Source organism: Bacillus sp. MYb78, from assembly GCF_002975115.1.
Classification (GTDB): Bacteria; Bacillota; Bacilli; order Bacillales; family Bacillaceae_G; genus Bacillus_A; species Bacillus_A cereus.
The window spans coordinates 1-19,225 of the sequence record NZ_PCOB01000019.1 but is presented as its reverse complement, the minus strand read 5'-3'; the positions used below and the strand labels follow the sequence as shown (position 1 = coordinate 19,225).

The following is a 19,225-nucleotide window of genomic DNA, read 5'->3' as shown; positions in this document are numbered from 1 at the left end:
TTATTGTTTTACATATCGAATACGAACATTATCGTCCATATGATAAATTTGTAATGTGTTCCCATCATAGTTTTGCAATTTATACATGATACTATCATTTGTTAACTTTACTTCTTGACCGTCTTTAACTGCTTTTGTTACTTTTAAAGATAACTGGAATGATGGGACATCCACCGTATATGTTCCTGTTAAATAGTTATCTTTATTCGGATAAGAACCATTCGCATAAGACTCAAATGTTTTATCACCTTTTAGTACTAGCGTAGTTTTTACGCCACTGCCGTAATCAATACCCCAATTACCAATAATCTCAGTACCATCTTTAATGTTCTTCTGCATGTTGCTATAACTAATTCCTAACTCTTCACTTGTACCAACTGTATCTACAAATACCCCAGTTTTTGCTTGACTTTTATCTGTTTGAGCCTGACTGCCAGTAGTTGGGTTTGCCTGTGTAGAACTACTTGTTGTACTAGTAGATTTTTCCGTGGTTGTATCACCTTTTACTTCAGCCCTTAACTTATCAAATGTAGGTTTCCAAATACGTTTTGCTTCCTCTAATTTTATATTTGCTTTATTTAAGATTTCCTTATCAGTCTCTAAGCTAAAACCTTTATCGTTGAATAACTTCTCTATTTCACCGAATGTTTCTCTTAGTTTACCTGCAGCTCTTTCAATCTCTTTTTGGTCTTCTTTATGTTTTGGCGGTGCAGAAATCTTCTCTATCTTATCAAATACTTTATAGATGTCTTTAACACTATCTAATACCTCAGCTTTTGATTTACTTCCGTTTCTCAAATCCTTTACAGATGCATCATAGTAATCAAATCGTCTTAACATATCCTGTTCAATGTCTAATAAATATTGTGCATAATCTTCATCTAAAACTCGAACCTTTTGAACATCTTTACTTTCTTCTTTCGAATTAGTTGATTTTTCTTTTGTTCCAGAAGACTTAGCTTTACTTGTTTCTTCTGTCTTTGCTTCTTTACTTGCCGAATCTTTTACTGTAACACAACCACTTAATAATAATGTAACTGGAACTACAGCAGCCATTAGTTTCTTCACTTTCATACCTCATACTCCTTAAAGTAATTTACTCTTAGTTTGTTTTGCTACCGATACTCTTCGCTGCTTCTTCAAACAGTTTTGAACCTTCTTGTGCTTTACTTAATGATTGATGCATTTTACTCTCGTCTTCTTGGTCTAATGCATCAAAGAGAAGTTGGAAACAATCCGCATACAGTTCCATCGATTGCTTTATCTTCACTTGTTCTCCCTGTAATTCAGGAGGTGCTTGTAGATTCTTCAGTTTCGTTGTGGTTGCCTTTGCTCCACCTAAACTCAGTTGTACTTCACTTTTCTTTTGTTTGTATGATTTTACGTCTGAATCTGCTATTCCTTCAATTAATTTCATTGTATTTTCAATTTGAGTAGCACTATTTATGATATCTGCCTTGTACCTTTCAACATCTGAACCAGTTACCTTACCAGTTGAAGAAGTTGAATTATTTGAAGAAGAACTTGGTTGACTACTTGATGAGCTACTATTTGTACCTTCACCTTTCGCTACAGATAAGCTATCCTCTTTCTTGCTATCAGTTGACTTACTCTCTTTTTCAGAAGTCTTATTCTCTTTCTCTACCTTTTGCGTCTCTTCTTTCTTTGTTTCAGCTTTCTTACCATCAGTTTCAATTGTAATACAACCACTCAATAACATAACTGGTAACGCTAAACTTACTAATTTCTTTGCTTTCATGATTACTAATACCCCTTTATTTGTAAAATGTAGTGCAAACAAGTTAATATACTTAACTAATAAATTCCCCCCGAATAATTCATTAAAATCTATCGCCCATATATTACCTGTATATTCATAATCTTTCTATATATATATCATTTTACAAAGAATTACATATTTGGTCAAAGGGATTTATGTAGTCCTTAAAAGGAAATTTTAATAGCAAAGAAAAGAAGCTAACAATAAATTGTTAACTTCTCAGCTTAAGGAAAAAATAGTATCTTTCCTTATCTTCTAATATCTAGGTTGTGATTGAATATTTGTAAGATGAACATCATACATATCAATGATTTCAAGAAATCTATCAGCTTCACGGAAAACATGGTCTGCCAATAATGGATGAATGATGCTCTTTATTTTACATTGCTCAATTAAATCACGTGCTGTTTTCTTAAAATCCCGAAGAGATGCAACCGACACACGATTTTGATCTAAAAATTGATCTAAAAGAGGGGCTGTTTGGGATTGTGGTTTCATAGATTCTAAGTCAATTGCTTGATACATCAATTCATCAAAATCATTGCTAAAATTCCGTGCTGTATCTACAAGCTTTCTTTCCGATGGATCAAGAAGATGACCAATAAATTTAGCATGGTCTGCCATAATCCGTAAAAAGAAAACATTTTCTTTAATAATAGCATCAGGAAGAGCATCTAATTTACCTTCATTTAATTGTATTAAACGTTTTCTAAAATAATCAGCTTCCCTACTTGTATGGTCAACTAAAAGTGGAAAGTTATTTTGTCCTGGCAATTTACATGTGAGAATTAACCCTAAAATTTTCCGTTTAAATCCCCAAATATTAGTTGCGGCTTGTTGTACTTCTGCATTAAATCTTTTTATTTGCTCAGGATCTGTTTCATTTGTATAGGAATGCGCTATTTGTTCAATATGTTCAAACAATCGATAAAATTGATTCGCCTCTTCGATTAGTTGAGTATCCTCGCATCTAAATCCCAAGCGAAGAAAAAAAGAATGCTCTTTCATGATTCTAGACCAAAAACGAATTTCATTTAATGAACGCTCAACAAACATTACAGACGTAACCCCTGTATCAGGATGTAATGAAGTTTCATCCCTATGCATTGTTAATCCCCCCCAGTAAAATCCCCGCTAGTTCCATTCTTATGAGGAAAAATATATATAAATGCCATCAATAAAAGTTTATGATGACTCTCTTATACATGTAAAATTAAACTAATATAACCTTAGCTTGATGAACATATACTGCTCCCCCAGAAGAAAAAAGGCTACCACCTAGATGTAAAATCCTACTAGGTGGTAGCCTTTCAAAATTTCTATTAAAGCAATACCGAATCTTTATCACTATCCTGATTACGTTTCTCACGCTCTTCTTCTAAGCGCTTCATATATACTTCGCCTTCTTTTTCAATAAACTCATTATCCATATCTTGCTCTTTTTTCGAAGTATATAAAACCATGTAGCCACTTAGTACAATCCCGACAATTACAAGATAAACCCACCATGGTAAAGTTTCCAAATCACTTCATTCCTTTCCTTAGACAAGCCTTATTAGTTTCACTTTATGAGGAAAGAAGTGGATTTATGCTTAAAATTTTTATTGTGGATGCTTCGCGAAAAATGCTTGTACATATTCCATAAACTCAATTGGTTCCTGACGAAACGGTGCGTGGTATCCTTTTTCAATAATATGAAACGTACTATTTGCAAATAGCCCATGATACAGTTCACCATTTTTCCAAGAAACACTTTTATCATGTCGTCCCCATATAATTAAAGTCGGTACCTTAATTTTATCAGCTTCCATCGCAATGCGGCGCTCTCTCATTTTCGTAAGCTGATCATAATGCTCTTTATCATCACGACTATTTTTTACTTCATTTTTATTATACTTCGTAATCTCAGTTACAGTTTGTAAGTCCGTCGATAGCGGTGGTACTTCATAACTTTCTTTTTGTTGGAAAGACTCTATCCCTGTAGCATCCGCCAAGATGAGATGCGTCACTGCATCCGGATATAAATACGCTAAATTAAGGGACATCTCTCCGCCCATCGAATGGCCGAGCACCGCAAACTGATCGTATCCGAGCTTCTTCATTAACTTATAATATAAATTCACTTGCGCAGGAAACGAATACTGAAAATCAACCGGCTTAGAAGAACGCCCAAACCCTAAAATATCAACCGCAATAATCGTATGATCTCGCACTAGTTCCGGATAAATATCACTAAACCCATCAGAAGAACCACCAAACCCATGCAACATAAGTAAAGGAGGTTTTCCCTCACCAATTTGTTTAAAATAAATCGTCTGTCCATCAATTTGCGCCATACTCTCTTTCGTATTCAGCTTCATCATAACAGTATCTTTCACTTCTCCAACCTTCGCAATCGGCTTCTCAACGAAGTTACAAACAATTAACAAAACGAGCACAATACCGCTAATCATATAAAACTTAAACCTTTTCAAAGTTCCCGTCTCCTTTCTCTTGTTGCTATTTAAAGTTTTTACATTTTTTGGTTATTTTATGTTCTCTTTTTAATTGTAACTAAAACAGTTACAATTATACTAAAAAAATATAACTCATTTCTGTTACTAATGGTTATTCTGTAACCATTATAGTTACACATTTAAAGTAAGTCAATTCTTTTCTCTACATGACCTGAAAATAGAAAAAGGGACTTCATGTTGAAGTCCCTTTCTTTGTTATTATAGTTGGCTTACTCCGCCGTCGCCTTTATTATCTGCTGGTGCTCCGCCTGTGTCACCAATGTTAACGTAGTCTGGTCTTGCTGGTGCTCCTCCTGTGTCTCCTATATTAACGTAGTCTGGTCTTGCTGGTGCTCCTCCTGTGTCTCCTATATTAACGTAGTCTGGTCTTGCTGGTGCTCCTCCTGTGTCTCCTATATTAACGTAGTCTGGTCTTGCTGGTGCTCCTCCTGTGTCTCCTATATTAACGTAGTCTGGTCTTGCTGGTGCTCCTCCTGTGTCTCCTATATTTACAGCTTGATTTGTAAAAGAACTATTGAACCCAATTGATAATACCCCTACTAATGCAGTCCCAACAATAGCCAAACGAAATTTCTTCATTATTTTAACGCTCCCTTTTCCAATATATTTTTTTGAGCCTTATTATTCATATAAAAATATTTACTTGCCTTAACATGATCATCAAATTCATAAAATTTCAGTGCTAAAATTTCAGTGTATTCTTGAATACAATCCCATAATCTTTCTCTCTCAAAATAAGAAAGTCCTTCTAAAATTACATCTTCAATAATTGATACTGAAGATTTTCCATTGAGTTCTTTCAAAATTTTAAACCGATGTTGAAATTCTTTTTCTCCTAAATCAACACAAATATTTAAACCTTTTTCAACAATTGGATTCGCTAAATTATATTGTCCTAATTTGTAATGTTCATGTGCTTCTACAAACAAGGCTTTAAAGTGTTCTGGGTAATTTTTGGTCACCTCAGATATATGACGAATCGCTAATTCTGAAAGATTTTGACTAGCATAAAGCCAAGCTAAATTATGCCGAACCATTAGCATATATTTTTTTTGATCTGCTTTTTGCAATACTTCCATAGCAGAATTAAAGTTTTCTTCCGCTAATTCATAGTGATCTATGTCTACACAACATAGTCCAAAAGCATTTTCACATAATCCTACTTTTATTTCATAGCCTGGATATTGTAAAAATGCTGCTTTTGCCCTATTCAAGTAATCTATTGCATGAACTTGGTCATATTTTTGATAATAGAAATTCCCCATCCGATAATTAAACTCCGCATGTTCTATCGGATCGGCAATATATTTCAATAACTTCTCAGCTTGCTCATACTGTTCTTTCGCTTCATTATAATTTGAAATTAATGTGCAATGAAACCCTTTAAAAAAGTGATAGTAATAAGCTAGAACACCTTCTGCTGGGATTTCAAAAGATTCCACTTTATCAAAACTATCTTCTCTAACCCCAATCCAATCAACTAATGCATCATATCTAAAATTCAACAACGCATGATAAAGCAATACATCCTGATCTACGTCCAACCCACTAATCTTACTTTCAATCTCCTCTTTCATTTCCGTAGCTTTCTCTATATTTTGCTGTAACATTACACGATACCAATCATCTAAAGAATGTTTCATTTGCTCCCGCGTTACTACATCTGCTCCCATACACTCGCATCTCCTTTTCTCAAACTTACAAAATTAGTATTTTTATACAATTATCAAAATTGTATATTACCACTCCTTTTCTATGCATTGAAAAATAATTATCAGAAAATTTAATATTTTGATTAATTATACCAAAGTTTTCCTTTTTAATAACTTGAGAAACAATTGTCAGAAAACTTACTAGGATAAATAAAAAAGCAAGCAGTTCCAGCACTCCGCTAAAACTACTTGCTCTCCTACTTACTATCTCTATTTTTACTCTTTAATAAATTCCTTCGTACTTCTCACTGTATCAATTGGACGAACTAATTTTTCAATTTCTTCACGTTTTGGCTCTAGGAATGGAGGTAAAGATAATTTTTCACCAAGTGTTTCGTATGGCTCATCTCCCATAAATCCTGGGCCGTCTGTTGCAAATTCAAATAAGATTTGTGGTGCAACTCTTGCGTATAATGACTCGAAGAAGTGACGATCTACATAACCCGATGAAGGAAGCCCTACGCTACTGATTCTCTCAATCCATTCTTCTAATACAGCGCGATCTTCTACGCGGAATGCCGCATGGTGCACTGTACCAAAACCTTGTTGTGCTTCAGGAAGAACTGTATTATGTTCTACGATGACAGATGCACCGTTTCCACCTTTATTCACTTCAAATAAATAGAATTCTCCTTCTTGCGCAACCTCTTTAAATAATAAAACTTTTTCTAACACTTCTTTGAAGAAACTAAAGTTTGCAATACGGATGAATACAGGCCCTAAACCAGTAATTGCATATTCTAATGGAACTGGTCCGTTTTGCCATGGTGTACCTGATTCGATCCCTTTATCAAGTTCATCTGAGATTAATTGATAGCGTTGGTCATCAAAGTCAACGAAAGAAAGAGTTTTCTTACCAAATTGCTCTTTAATTCCTGTATGTTCTACTTCAAGACGGTCAAAACGTTTCACCCAATACTCTAATGCTGCATCAGTCGGAACACGGAATGAAGTTTTTGAAATTTCATTCGTACCGTGTACTCCTTTTGGAATACCTGGGAAGTCAAAGAATGTCATATCTGTTCCTGCACTACCTTTATCATCTGCAAAGAATAAATGATACGTTTGAATGTCATCTTGGTTTACTGTTTTCTTAACTAAACGCATTCCTAAAACGTGAGTGAAAAACTCATAGTTTTTTTCTGCACTACTTGTAATCGCTGTAACGTGGTGAATTCCTTTTAATTGGTTCATTTTATATTCCTCCAATGGGTTTCATTTATATGTTAAATTTGTATATTTTCTTCTATTACTTCTCTTCAATCGGTGCTAAATTCGCTTCAATCTCTGCACGCTGATCTTCTAAGAACGGTGGTAAATCAAGTTTTTCTCCTAAATGTTCCACATCTCCATCAACTGTAAACCCTGGTCCATCTGTCACAATTTCAAAAAGGATTCCGTTTGATTCACGGAAATATAAGCTTTTAAAGTAGAAACGGTCGATGATTCCTGAAGACTGGAAGCCTCTTTGTTTCACCTGTTCTTCCCAATAAGCAAGCTCTGCATCGTTTTTCACGCGAATTGCTAAATGGTGAATGCTACCGCGGCCCGGCTTTTCAGTAGGACCATCTAAATATTTCACAACGATTTCTCCAAAAGCCTCTCCTTTAATGGATTGAAAAATTGCTTCCTCTTCGCTGCGGCTAACCTCTGTATAACCAAACATCTCTGTAAGTGTACTCGCCATTTTATCAAGTCTACGAACTGTCATTTCCACAGAACCCATTCCTTGAATTTGATGCTCTGCAGGAACTTCTGATTTCTCCCAAGTTTCCCAGTGCTCTACTTTTTCTCCGTTTGAAACGAGTAATACTAAGCGAAGACCTTCAGCATCCTCAAATTGCAAAGCAGGACGATTTGCATATGTTGTCATTTCACTATGTTTCACATCAAATTTTTCAAAGCGTTCTTTCCAGTAATGCAAGCTATCCTCTGAAGGAACGAGTAATCCAATTCGAGTAATCGCATTCGTACCGCGATATGTTCTTCCTACTAATGGAATTTCAAAAAATGATAATTCCGTACCTGGACTTCCTGTTTTATCTCCATAAAATAAGTGGTACATTGACGGATCATCTTGGTTTACTGTCATTTTCACACGACGCAAGCCAAGCACGTTTTTATAAAAGTGATTATTTTCATTTGCATTTTTCGTAACCATTGAAATGTGATGATGCCCTTTAATTTCATACATTGGTTATTCCTCCGTTTCGTTTTACTAGTCAAGTGATAACTAAAAAAATAACATTTCCCACAACTAATATGGTTTTTAGCTTTTCAATTTATTCTTAATTATGTTTTTGTAAATTCATCTTAGTTTTTACTGTATAAGTTACTTTGTTTTTTAATCGAAAACAACTGAGTGTATGTTTTTCATATGACTCAATCGCTTTCGTTACTATCACTTTACACCTCAAGTGATTGAAAAGCAAGTGAAAAATCTCGAATTCAAGATTTTTTTGTTAAATAACATTTAGGGTGTAAAATCATTAATTTCTGGATAGCGTCACATCACTATCAAGCTAAAGACTCAAAGCTCTCCATGCCCATCAAGCTACCAAGAATACACTACCCCAAAACGATAAAAATGAACTTCGTTGCTATAAAAGACAACTTTTTTGCTCCGAGGGAATTATAGAATTTTATATCTTTACAATTATTTATGGGGAGTTAATTCGTTTTTTTCAAGAATAAGTAATTTCTTAAATAGAAGTTCACGTACCTCTTCCTTATGATAATTAATTTTTGTTGATTGATAAGAAATTTAATGAATGATTATTCGAATATGCTTTCGTAAATGTTAAATGTAGTTTTTAGATAATGTTTGGTCAAGTTGATACTAATACCCTCGATAAACGAAAGAAAATTAAGAGTGTTCCGAGAAAAAGTAATTAAAAAACGCTCATTTACAGAAGAACATTATTCAAGTGAAGCCCTCTATAATTCAATTACAACTCCTTGAAAGTTTATGATACTATCCTGATCACACTTTTTATATTTAATGTTTTAAGGAAAAAAGCTATACTATAAGCGAAACTAAAAATCAGAAAGGAAATACCATAACATGGAAAATTATATGCTATTTATCCTTACAGCACTCCTTATTATAATGATGCCTGGTCCCGGTTTTGCTTTAGTTACAAAAAACACTATCTCTCATGGTAGAAATGGTGGGATAAAGACCGTCTTAGGAACGGTATCTGGAATGATGATTCATACAATAATGGCTACACTAGGACTCTCTGCTATCTTAATGAAATTTGCTATGCTATTTACATTAATAAAATATGCTGGGGCATTTTATTTAATTTATTTAGCTGTAAAGTCAATTAAAAGTGCCTTTTCTAAACAAGAAAAGGTGTCAGGTTCAGTGGAGATAAACTCTAAGGATATTGGAACGGTTAAAAGTTTTAGACAAGGATTTACCACGGCAATCTTAAACCCAAAAACGGCTGTATTTTTCCTTAGTTTTCTACCCCAATTTATTGTGAGTAATCAAAGTCATTTCTTCCAATTTCTTTTGTTGGGATTCACATTTACGACTTTGACAGCAATATGGTATTTACTTTATATCTCTCTAATACGTCAATTAAGAACTTTTTTAAGAAAAGAAAAGGTGAACCGTACAATAGAGGGTATTACTGGCACAGTATTATTAGTATTTGGAGTTAGGCTATTTTTCCAAAAATAAATATGTAATAGAGAGAGTTTAAAACTTTCGGTTTTTCCAATAAATGAATCAATATAAAAAGTATGGCTTTCAAACAGTAAAAAAGTGAACAAACGGGTGTGTTTGTGGAATAAGCTTCAATAAAATAACCAAACTTTTTATAAAGAAGTGAATCGATTATATTAAAATTGATATAAAGGCGTTATCCTTTCCTATGATTTCTCAGAAAGAATAACGCCTTGCTCTTTTTAGAGGGTATTTTGTCTAGTTAGCTTGATAGCGATGTGGTTCTATCCCTTATAAAGTGAAACTTTAATCAGTGGGGGTTTTGTTCATCCCCCACTGATTATTAGTTGAACCAATCGGGCTTTTACGGACAGTTGATCCCCCACCTAACTTCTTTGCTTCCGCTGAATTTTGAGGTCGGGGTCTTACTGCCCGTTAATGCGGGATAAATGTTACAAAAACATTTATAATAGCTCTAACTTGCACATTGCTTCCCGTTAATATAATACGCTGATTCTGTGAAAACCGTAAATACAACCTCTACTTCTGGAAGTCCAAAATCCATTACATATGTAGTAATGGCCTTGGCAAATCGATCACGAATTTCCTGTCCACGCTCGAACCATTTCACTTCAATAAGAGGAAACGCTTCTATTTCTTCTCCATTGAATATAAACGTAGAACTTGGTAGTTCCAACGTAAAATTATCCGTACCACACTCACAAATCTCTGCGAGCTCTTCTACTAATGGCTTGCTTATGTGTTTTAATTGTTCAGTAGTAATTCCACGAAACACAATATGCGGCATGTAAATCCCTCCTTTAGATAGTTTTATATTTGCCCACATCATAGCACAATTCTCCCACCTTTTAACAAAAATAGATGCTAAACAAGTTTCAACTCTTATTTTTAGGCCTGTTATACAGGCTGAAGCGATTCTAAGTATCTGCCATATTAAAGTTGATATGCTCCCATTCTAGTGGTGAGATATGTTTTAATCGTTCTTCGTTAATCCCATGCGTACTTCTTAACTATTTCATTTAATTTTTAATAAAGAAAACAGCCTCACTAAGCTTTTAAAACTTAATGAGGCCACTTTATTCACACTTTTAATTATGGAACGTCGGTTTATAGAACGAACGATTATCAAGTGCAAAGACACGCTCTGTGTATTCACCTGGTTTTGTGCGTCCTAATGCGCGGTCCATCATGTTCATTTTTGCATCTAAGTTATCGATGTAGTGCAGAATTTCTGCTTCTTTTACTAATGGTGGTTTTGGGCTACCCCATTCTGCTTTTCCGTGGTGCGAAAGGACGATGTGTTGAAGAATTAATACTTCTTCTGCATCGATTCGCAATTCGTCTGCTGCTTTACCAATTTCGTTCACCATGATAGAAATGTGGCCTAGTAAGTTTCCTTCTAACGTATACGTTGTAGAAATTGGGCCAGATAGTTCAATTACTTTACCAAGGTCATGTAAAATAACGCCTGCATATAGTAAGTCTTTATCTAATGATGGGTATAGATTTGAAATAGCTTTCGCTAAATCTAGCATCGATACGACGTGATAAGCTAGTCCAGATACGAACTCGTGATGGTTCTTTGTCGCTGCTGGATATTCTAAAAATTCGTTTTGATGCTTATTTAACAAATGTCTTGTTAGACGTTGAATGTTCGGGTTTCTCATTTCAAATATGTATTGTGTAATTTTCTCAACCATATCTTCTTTTTTCACTGGTGCTTTTTCTACGAAATCCGAGATGTCTGTTACTTCATTTTCATTCGCAACACGGATTTGTTTCACACGTAATTGAATACGTCCTTTGTAGTTTAAAATATCACCAGCTACTTTAACGATTGTTTCTGCTACATATTGTTTCTCAACTTCTGGTGATACGTCCCATAGCTTCGCTTCAATATCTCCACTTGGATCTTGTAAGATTACTGTTAAAAATGGCTTTCCATTACTTGCTAGACCTTTTGTCGCTGTTTTAATTAACAAGAAAACATCGACTTGTTCACCAACTTCATATTCTGCAATTTTCTTTTTCATTCGAATTCCTCCACCAAATCAGTTACTTTTAGTATAGCATATCACAACTCATTTTCTTTACGCTTATGTGTTAATTTTACAATCTGTTTTTCTGTAAAATACGCGAGTAAATGCGCATGACATGTAAAGAAGATGACTTGTCTATCTTTTGCGATTTCCTTTATTAGTTCAATCGTTCGATCCGTCCTTACCGCATCAAAGTGCACGAAACTATCATCAATAATAAATGGGTAATCATGTTCAAATGTTTTCGCAAGTGCAAATCTCAGCGATAAATATAACTGCTCCGCTGTCGCTTGGCTTAGTTCATGACTGTAAAAACGTATACCGTCGTTACGTTCAACAACGAACGGCTCCGCCTCTGACGGTGAAAAGATTTTACTATAGCGTCCGCCCGTTAAATAGACGAAATACTCTTCTGATTTTTGTAAAATACGAGGCAGATGCACTTCATGATAATATTGCTTCGTTTTCGTTAACACCGTTTTTGCGGCCGCATAAGCAGCCCATTTCTTCACTTGTTCACGCAATTGCGCTTTTTTCATTTCCCATTCATGCATTAAATCTCCGTACGTACTACCTTCTTCTAAATTCGCAATTTCCATACGATGTTTCGCGATGCGCTCTGTCAGTTCTTTCTCTTGCACCAGACAGTTTTGTACGACTGTAATTTCTCTCTTTAATTTCTCTTCATAACCGTCAGCTTCGTAATGTTCAGCTAATGATAAACTCTTTAAACGCTGTTCTAACAGATCAATTTGCGGTAATAAACGCACTACTTGTTTCTCAGCATCTTCACGTTTTTCCGCTAGTTTACCTGCTTCTAAAAACATCTCTTCATCTGTAGCCTCTGCAATATGCCATAAACTGTCTCGTTCTACTAGCAATTGCTTTAATTGTTCTTGCATAAACTCATATTCTTCTTGCCATTCCGCCAGTTTTTCTTTTAACTGCTTACAAGTTTGGCGCTTCTCTTTCTCATTTTGCATACGACTTTGTGCCCCGTGTAGCTTACTATACTCCGCACTACCGATAACAGCTTCTAGTTTCTGTTCAAAATGCGAAATCATTTCATATAATGAAGATTTTCGCGTGCCTTGTTTTTCTAACTCCCGATATAATTGCTGCATTTTTTCAATACGCTCAAACGCTGGCAATATGTGTGCATACGTATAAAATTCTGGGAACATATAGCGCGTTTTATATGCATCTACTTGTTCTCCCGCCTGGAACGTTTCTCTCTCCCATTCCTCATACGATGAAACGACTTTATCATAAGCTCGCTCCATTTGCTGCAATTTATAAGACTCACGCTCAAATAGCTTACGAATTTCTTCATCTTTTTCTAACTGATAGCGAACAGACATCGCTTCTTCACTTTGTCTCCCGCCAGCACTTTGCCGAAGAGTAAGAAGCTCTTCTTGTAATCCACTTGACGGATCTTTATATAAAACAAGAGCAAGGACAATCCCTACAAAAACAATAACACTAATAAATAAGAGCGGGCGGTTATCAATAAATAAACTCGTGAATAAAACAAGCGTGTTAATAAGAAGTAACAGAAGACAAATTCTTTGCCACTGCTTTTTCTTTTGCATAGCCGCTCCTGCTTTTTCTTCATACTTACGTTTCATTCTCTCTGCACCCATATCGATAAACGCCGCGTCTTGGAACGATTTCTCTTTCTCAACTAACGTATTTCGCTCTTCATCAACTAACATTTGTTTCTGAATCTGTCTTATATTTTCTTCTTGTTCTTCTAATTGCTCTTGCGCTACTTTAAAACGATCATCAAGCTGTGCTTTTTGTGTTTCTAATTCACGTGCCTTTTGCACGGTTTGCGTAATTAATTCTTTCGTTGCCAAACTCATGTCAAACGCAAGAACCGCTTCCTTTTCAAAAGTAGCACCAATTTGTTGTTCTAGTTCTGCAATTTCTTCTTTTATATTCGTAATACTTCCTGTCATATCACGCATTTCTTGGCACGCATTTTCATAAGACAAATGCTGCATACGAAGTTCTTCTACATAACTTTCTTTTTGTAAAAACTCTTCATCTATTTGAATCGAGGCAATTTCCGATTGCACTGTCTCGATTTTCTTATGGAGCGAATCAACTTGTAACTGAAGCGGCTCCATCTTCGCCTTAATCGCTTCATAGCGCGCCATTCCGTTTACAGGAAACTGCCCGCTCTCATTTTCTAACACTTTCTCATGCGCACGCTTTTCAATAACGAGTGGCTCTAGCGCTGCTAATATTTCATAATCTTGCTTTCGCCTTTCTGCACTCTCTTTCTCTCCGCGAACAGAAGCAAGTTTCTCTTCACTTTCTTTTAATTGCTCGACTTGTTTTTCATACGTGCCAATTTTCCCTTGCCACTCTTTCATCTTCTCTTCAAGTTTCTTCATTTCTTGCAGTGACACGTTAATTTCCGGTTTACGCCCACTCGGTTTAAAGCGTTGATCCATTTCTTTTTCTAGCTTTTTATCTAACTGTAATAGCGCATCGCTTCCGACTGCACTTGCCGAAAATAAATAATTGCCAATATCCGCTTCGCCGAGCTGATGAATATTTTGAAGACCATGCATATCAAATGAAAAGACCGATTCAAATAAACTTTCATTCATCCCGCTTAATATGTCGTTTAAAATCTCCTCGCCGCCCGTTTTCCCGTCTTCAAAATAAACGGTCACCTCGCCAGCTGCCGTCTTTGGCAATCGTTCAATTTTCAAACGACCGTATTGCTCTGTTTGCACAGTCAGCGCACCGCCATACTTCCCGCCTTCTTTCGGCTCATAACGGCGCTGTCCTCTCGTCGGAAAACCGAACAGAATACTTTTCATAAACGAGCGAATTGTCGATTTCCCCGCTTCATTTTCACCGTATAGCACCGTCAGCAAGGAAAGATCCATTTCCACATTTTCTAATTTTCCATACCCATAAATATGGAGTTTTTCAATTTTCATTTTTTATCCCTCTCTTGCTGGAATAATTGTTCTAAAATAATATTTTCTGCTTCCTTCTGAATCTCTTTCTTCTCTTCTTCTGTAAAAGATTCAATACTATTACGCGCTACAGGGGATGTCCAAATGGTGCGCAACACGCCGTCCATATTTGTGAAAGCTTCTAACTCTTTTAGCACACTACCGACGAAATGATTTTCCGCTTTCAAACGTTCGATTTCTGCAAAAGAAACCGTCTCATTTTTCCACTTCATTGCATATAAGAAATCTTTTCGCTCTTCGCCAGATGCTAAAATGTGAAAAATCTCTTCCACACGCTTTTCGTCACGCAAATAAGGAGAAAGTGGGCCCTGCCCTGTGAATACGACAGTTAAAAGCGTCCCTTCCTCTTCTCTTCGGCAATCATTCATCGCAGTTGACATGCTCGTCATAAGTTCATCAACAGTTTCAAGTCCATCAATACAAACCTCGATCTCATCCCATACAACATCTGCCGTATGGAAAAATGAACACTGCGTTCCTTGTTTCGTAAGTTCAATAAGGTACGCACCCTTCTCGCCTGTTTCCTTACGATGACGACCTTGTATGTTTCCTGGATAAATAATGTATGGCTCTTCTGATAAAATTTCACGTTTATGTATATGGCCAAGAGCCCAATAATCAAACTGTTTTTCTTTCAATTCACGAATTTGAAACGGTGCATAGCGATTATGCTCTGCATCTCCTTCCACACTTCCGTGAAGCATGCCAATATGAAAAGGCGCATCACTCATTTTCGTATACTGCGCTGTCATATTATCCGTTACCGCTTGCTGCAAATAACTAAACCCATAAATAGAAGCTAATAGCTCACCATTTTTATAAAATGATTTCTCTTCTACATAAGGATCGGTAAACACATGAACATTTTCCGGAAACTCAATCGCTGCCCAGCTTCCTCCTAAATGATCATGGTTACCGTGAATAATAAAAACAGGGATATCGTACTGCGAAAGTCTCTTCATTTGCTCACGCACAAACACTTGCGCCCTCAAACTTCTCGTCTCCGCATCATACAAATCCCCAGCTAGTAATACGAAATCAACGCGCTCTTGAATCGCTTTATCAACAATACGCTCAAATGATTCAAACGTACTTTGCTTCATTCTCTCCCAAACAGACTGCGCAACATTCATCTCCATTCCTTTAAACGGACTATCCAAATGCAAATCAGCCGCATGTATAAACTTTACTTGTTTCACAAATAACGATCCTTTCTATCTTTCAAAAGTTTCATTTTATTAAAATTAACATCGCTGAAAACTAATAATCATCGAGAATGAAAATATTCTCGATGATTAAAGTTTCATTCTATTTTACCACGCAATGTCATATATTTCTTTGCATATTGTAGCGTTTTATGTCAAAATAATTATAAGATTCTGATTTTAATTATTGGAGGGAATTTTCATGGGAGTATACGTTCTAACAGTCTTTGAAAAAGATGGTTCAAAAGCATTAGACGAATCATTCGAGGCGGCAACTGAAAAAGAAGCAAAAGCAAAAGGTGAATCTATTTTACAAGAAAAAGGATTGCATGAAAAAACACATCGTTGTACATCTTCTGCAGGTAAGCTCGTTTTATTCCAGCGCTAAAAAAAAGAAGCGTCATCCGCTTCTTTTTCACTCTACTATATCTTCGTCACACCACGTAAACACCACATCTAGAATGCGATTACCAATACGTACGCGTTTATTCCATTTACCTGTTTGGATCTGATGTTGCAATTCAGCTTTCATCTTTTCCGTCCAGTCGTGAATCGTTTCACTACCGTCGTACGGATATACGCTCGGAAACTCTTTCTGCAGTAGATGCAAGCTCTCTGCATCAAAATGAAAATGGAAGAAGTAGTTTGCTGTAAGCGATGGTTCTTGCAATCGTAAAAAATGATCATCAATTTGCTTTCTATTTCTATAGAAAGTAAAGATATTCACTTTACCGCTAGTAATTTGGTCAATTTGAATTTCGTGCTTCTCTATAATCACGTCTTGCCCACCTCGTTGTATACTACCTTTAGTATATATGTCTTTTGCAACAAAGTTAACCATTTTCGCGCGAAATTCATTTCCTTCATTATAATTCCTGTACCTCCAAGTATAATCAGGACAAATAAAAACAAAGTTGAAGGGGAGCGATCACATGTATTTCGGAAGCAAAGGTTGGTATGTAAAAGAACTTAAAAAATTAGGTATCCGTACTTATGAAGGTAAAAAACTAGAATCTTATCGTACGCATGTGTTATCTAGTTTACTTGAGAGAATGAAGAAAGCTTCGGCTTAATAGAAAAACACCTCCCGAATTCGCATACTAAGTATGCAAATTCAATGGAGGTGTTTTTATCAGTTTTCATAAAAGATTTTTTGCTTCCGCTGGAACGGATACGTTTTAATCTCAGCTGTATCTAAATCTTCATTGAATAAATGAATGGCTATAATTTGTCTACAATCGTAAGTATGGTAATAATATGTTCCAGACTCCATACACATTGCACTTGTATAGATCGTATTATCTAATATACCGTCTTCTGTTATTACTGCCCCCTTAGGAACCTCACAATTTGATAAGATATGAAAAATAGCCGATATCCCCTCTTCTTCGTTCTCTATACTTTGAATGTTTTGTTTGCCATATGCTGCCCGTACAAATCTTGATGGCGGGGTGAAATCTCCAGGAAGTCCCATCGTTCCTGAACCTTGGCCAAAAGCACTTAATGGTACATCTCCCCACTCAGTTGGCGCAAATGGCTGCGATTTAAGTCCAATATATTGTCTTAAATTTTGTAAATGCCAATTAAACTCCGGACTATTAGTCATTACTCCTATTGGATTGTCATACACTTTTATTCCATCAGCTGTCGGCTCAAGTACAATACACGCTCCCGATTTGTCTGCTAAAATCCAATGTAGTGGTGGCGTAATTCCTAAAACTGGTAATGGCACATCTATAAAGGCAATGTTATCAATAGATTTTCTTAATTCTTCAACAGAATTGAACTGCGTGAGGCTCCAAGTCACAAAATCAAATGGCGCTACATTCGTTTTATTGCTATCTATATGATTACTATAAGTAGCGAATCCTGGGAAATAGAGAGTTGCACATGTCATACCAGCTTCATTTACTCCGTCCGCCATCATGACCCTTCCTCCAAAATTAATTCCCATTCCGACAACAGCCTTTTTCGCTCGGATCGTTTCACCAGTTATATTATTCCACTGATAACGCCGAGGGATGATTATTACTTCCTGATTCATATCTAATGTGAAATCCATTGTTCTTGCAAAAAGATGTTGGAAATTTTTAGTTTGTAACGTCAAACTAGTACACATGAAGAAATCCCCCCATTTTATAGTTATATACACATTTTATAAAATTCTGATAAATACGTAAATTAAAAACCCTATTTATCACTAACAAAATAACCACCCAAACTAAAAATGCTATAATAAATCCAATGAAACTAAGGGGGCAAATTATTTTGCTTGGAACATGCATTCAATTTCATAAGTTTGGCAATCCAAAAGACGTATTACAAGTTGAATATAAAAATATAGAACCACTAAAAGATAATGAAGTTTTCGTCCGTATGCTAGTTAGACCGATTAATCCATCTGACTTAATTCCAATAACCGGAGCGTACGCACATAGAATCCCTTTACCTAACATACCTGGTTATGAAGGTGTTGGTATTGTAGAAGATGTAGGAGCTTTTGTTTCTAGAGACCTTATCGATAAACGTGTGTTACCGTTACGCGGGGAAGGTACTTGGCAAGAATATGTGAAGACATCAGCTGACTTTGTAGTCCCTATTCCTGATTCGATTGATGATTTTACAGCGGCACAAATGTATATTAATCCTCTTACGGCGTGGGTTACATGTACAGAAACGCTAAACTTAAAACGAAATGACATTTTATTAGTAAATGCTTGCGGATCCGCTATTGGCCATCTTTTTGCGCAGTTATCACAAATTTTAAACTTCCGACTCATTGCCGTGACAAGAAGTAATAAGCATACAGAGGAGTTACTACGCCTAGGTGCTGAATATGTAATCGATACTTCCACTGCCCCGCTTTATGAAACAGTTATGACATTAACAAACGGCAGAGGTGCAGACGCTGCGATTGATTCTATTGGGGGACCGGATGGAAATGAATTAGCTTTCTCCTTACGTCCCAATGGGCACTTTTTAACTATAGGACTTCTGTCAGGAATACAAGTAAACTGGGCAGAGATTGTCACGAAAGCAAAAGTGCACGCGAACATATTTCATTTACGACATTGGAATAAAGATGTGTCCGCATATAAATGGCAAGAGACGTTTCGTCACTTAATTCGTTTAGTAGAAAATAAGCAATTACGTTTTATGACAGTACATTCTACATATGACTTAGCGGATGTGAAAGCGGCAGTTGATGTTGTGCAATCTGCGGGCGCGACACGTTTCTCTATAAGCGTTTAGACGTGAAGTGAGAGTGTTGCTGAAA

General features: G+C 36.0%; 19 protein-coding genes. 4 read left to right on the top strand and 15 right to left on the bottom strand.

Features of this window, described 5'->3' with window-relative positions; translation table 11 throughout:
• The 9 genes from CQ064_RS25630 to CQ064_RS25585 form a co-directional block, all read right to left on the bottom strand.
• Nucleotides 1-1,074, bottom strand: coding sequence for a DUF3994 domain-containing protein (locus CQ064_RS25630; protein WP_000865195.1), 1,074 nt, complete (start codon nucleotides 1,072-1,074; stop codon nucleotides 1-3).
• A gap of 28 nt (nucleotides 1,075-1,102) precedes the next feature.
• On the bottom strand, nucleotides 1,103-1,759 hold the full coding sequence (locus CQ064_RS25625; protein WP_000644844.1) for a DUF7018 domain-containing (lipo)protein: 657 nt from the start codon (nucleotides 1,757-1,759) through the stop codon (nucleotides 1,103-1,105).
• 276 nt (nucleotides 1,760-2,035) lie between these two features.
• Nucleotides 2,036-2,887, bottom strand: coding sequence for a DUF2935 domain-containing protein (locus CQ064_RS25620; protein ID WP_000554479.1), 852 nt, complete (start codon nucleotides 2,885-2,887; stop codon nucleotides 2,036-2,038).
• A 215-nt stretch (nucleotides 2,888-3,102) separates the two neighbouring features.
• On the bottom strand, nucleotides 3,103-3,303 hold the full coding sequence (locus CQ064_RS25615; protein WP_000449223.1) for a sporulation YhaL family protein: 201 nt from the start codon (nucleotides 3,301-3,303) through the stop codon (nucleotides 3,103-3,105).
• 78 nt (nucleotides 3,304-3,381) lie between these two features.
• Nucleotides 3,382-4,254: an alpha/beta fold hydrolase gene (locus CQ064_RS25610; protein WP_000819487.1), complete on the bottom strand. Its 873-nt coding sequence runs from the start codon at nucleotides 4,252-4,254 to the stop codon at nucleotides 3,382-3,384.
• A 240-nt stretch (nucleotides 4,255-4,494) separates the two neighbouring features.
• The gene (locus tag CQ064_RS25605; protein ID WP_105559706.1) at nucleotides 4,495-4,875 is read right to left on the bottom strand and encodes a Phr family secreted Rap phosphatase inhibitor; all 381 of its coding nucleotides are present in this window, start codon (nucleotides 4,873-4,875) and stop codon (nucleotides 4,495-4,497) included.
• Nucleotides 4,875-5,969, bottom strand: coding sequence for a response regulator aspartate phosphatase (locus tag CQ064_RS25600; protein WP_000500588.1), 1,095 nt, complete (start codon nucleotides 5,967-5,969; stop codon nucleotides 4,875-4,877). The genes CQ064_RS25605 and CQ064_RS25600 overlap by 1 nt, the downstream gene beginning before the upstream one ends.
• A 255-nt stretch (nucleotides 5,970-6,224) precedes the next feature.
• Nucleotides 6,225-7,202 (bottom strand): ring-cleaving dioxygenase, encoded by a 978-nt coding sequence (locus CQ064_RS25590; RefSeq protein ID WP_001072559.1) that lies wholly within the window; start codon nucleotides 7,200-7,202, stop codon nucleotides 6,225-6,227.
• Between the two features lie 55 nt (nucleotides 7,203-7,257).
• Nucleotides 7,258-8,202 (bottom strand): ring-cleaving dioxygenase, encoded by a 945-nt coding sequence (locus CQ064_RS25585; protein ID WP_000272975.1) that lies wholly within the window; start codon nucleotides 8,200-8,202, stop codon nucleotides 7,258-7,260.
• A gap of 870 nt (nucleotides 8,203-9,072) precedes the next feature.
• On the opposite strand from CQ064_RS25585, the gene CQ064_RS25580 reads away from it, so the two are divergent.
• Nucleotides 9,073-9,699 (top strand): LysE family translocator, encoded by a 627-nt coding sequence (locus CQ064_RS25580; protein ID WP_000433011.1) that lies wholly within the window; start codon nucleotides 9,073-9,075, stop codon nucleotides 9,697-9,699.
• A 460-nt stretch (nucleotides 9,700-10,159) separates the two neighbouring features.
• Here the strand turns inward: CQ064_RS25580 and CQ064_RS25575 are convergent, their stop codons facing one another.
• From CQ064_RS25575 to CQ064_RS25560, 4 genes are all read right to left on the bottom strand, one after another.
• Nucleotides 10,160-10,492 (bottom strand): DUF1904 family protein, encoded by a 333-nt coding sequence (locus CQ064_RS25575; protein ID WP_001120257.1) that lies wholly within the window; start codon nucleotides 10,490-10,492, stop codon nucleotides 10,160-10,162.
• Between the two features lie 301 nt (nucleotides 10,493-10,793).
• Nucleotides 10,794-11,738, bottom strand: a complete 945-nt coding sequence (gene yhaM / locus CQ064_RS25570; protein WP_000726653.1) for a 3'-5' exoribonuclease YhaM — start codon at nucleotides 11,736-11,738, stop codon at nucleotides 10,794-10,796.
• A gap of 41 nt (nucleotides 11,739-11,779) precedes the next feature.
• Entirely contained in the window at nucleotides 11,780-14,704 is a 2,925-nt protein-coding gene (locus tag CQ064_RS25565; protein ID WP_000687647.1) for an ATP-binding protein, read from the bottom strand.
• Complete coding sequence (locus tag CQ064_RS25560; protein WP_000815691.1) at nucleotides 14,701-15,942, bottom strand: metallophosphoesterase family protein; 1,242 nt, start codon at nucleotides 15,940-15,942, stop codon at nucleotides 14,701-14,703. Before CQ064_RS25560 ends, CQ064_RS25565 begins: the two co-directional genes overlap by 4 nt.
• Before the next feature lie 208 nt (nucleotides 15,943-16,150).
• Between CQ064_RS25560 and CQ064_RS25555 the strand changes: the two genes are divergently transcribed.
• Nucleotides 16,151-16,336, top strand: a complete 186-nt coding sequence (locus tag CQ064_RS25555) for a YhzD family protein (protein ID WP_000539550.1) — start codon at nucleotides 16,151-16,153, stop codon at nucleotides 16,334-16,336.
• A gap of 27 nt (nucleotides 16,337-16,363) precedes the next feature.
• On the opposite strand, the gene CQ064_RS25550 is transcribed toward CQ064_RS25555, so the two are convergent.
• Entirely contained in the window at nucleotides 16,364-16,726 is a 363-nt protein-coding gene (locus CQ064_RS25550; protein WP_000582785.1) for a hypothetical protein, read from the bottom strand.
• Between the two features lie 154 nt (nucleotides 16,727-16,880).
• Between CQ064_RS25550 and CQ064_RS25545 the strand changes: the two genes are divergently transcribed.
• The gene (locus CQ064_RS25545) at nucleotides 16,881-17,021 is read left to right on the top strand and encodes a YflJ family protein (RefSeq protein ID WP_000273536.1); all 141 of its coding nucleotides are present in this window, start codon (nucleotides 16,881-16,883) and stop codon (nucleotides 17,019-17,021) included.
• A gap of 59 nt (nucleotides 17,022-17,080) precedes the next feature.
• On the opposite strand, the gene bsh is transcribed toward CQ064_RS25545, so the two are convergent.
• Complete coding sequence (gene bsh / locus CQ064_RS25540; RefSeq protein ID WP_000337588.1) at nucleotides 17,081-18,067, bottom strand: choloylglycine hydrolase; 987 nt, start codon at nucleotides 18,065-18,067, stop codon at nucleotides 17,081-17,083.
• A 149-nt stretch (nucleotides 18,068-18,216) separates the two neighbouring features.
• Here bsh and CQ064_RS25535 point away from each other — a divergent pair, with 149 nt between their 5' ends.
• Nucleotides 18,217-19,200, top strand: coding sequence for a zinc-dependent alcohol dehydrogenase family protein (locus CQ064_RS25535; protein ID WP_000901733.1), 984 nt, complete (start codon nucleotides 18,217-18,219; stop codon nucleotides 19,198-19,200).
• Nucleotides 19,201-19,225: the final 25 nt, after the last annotated feature.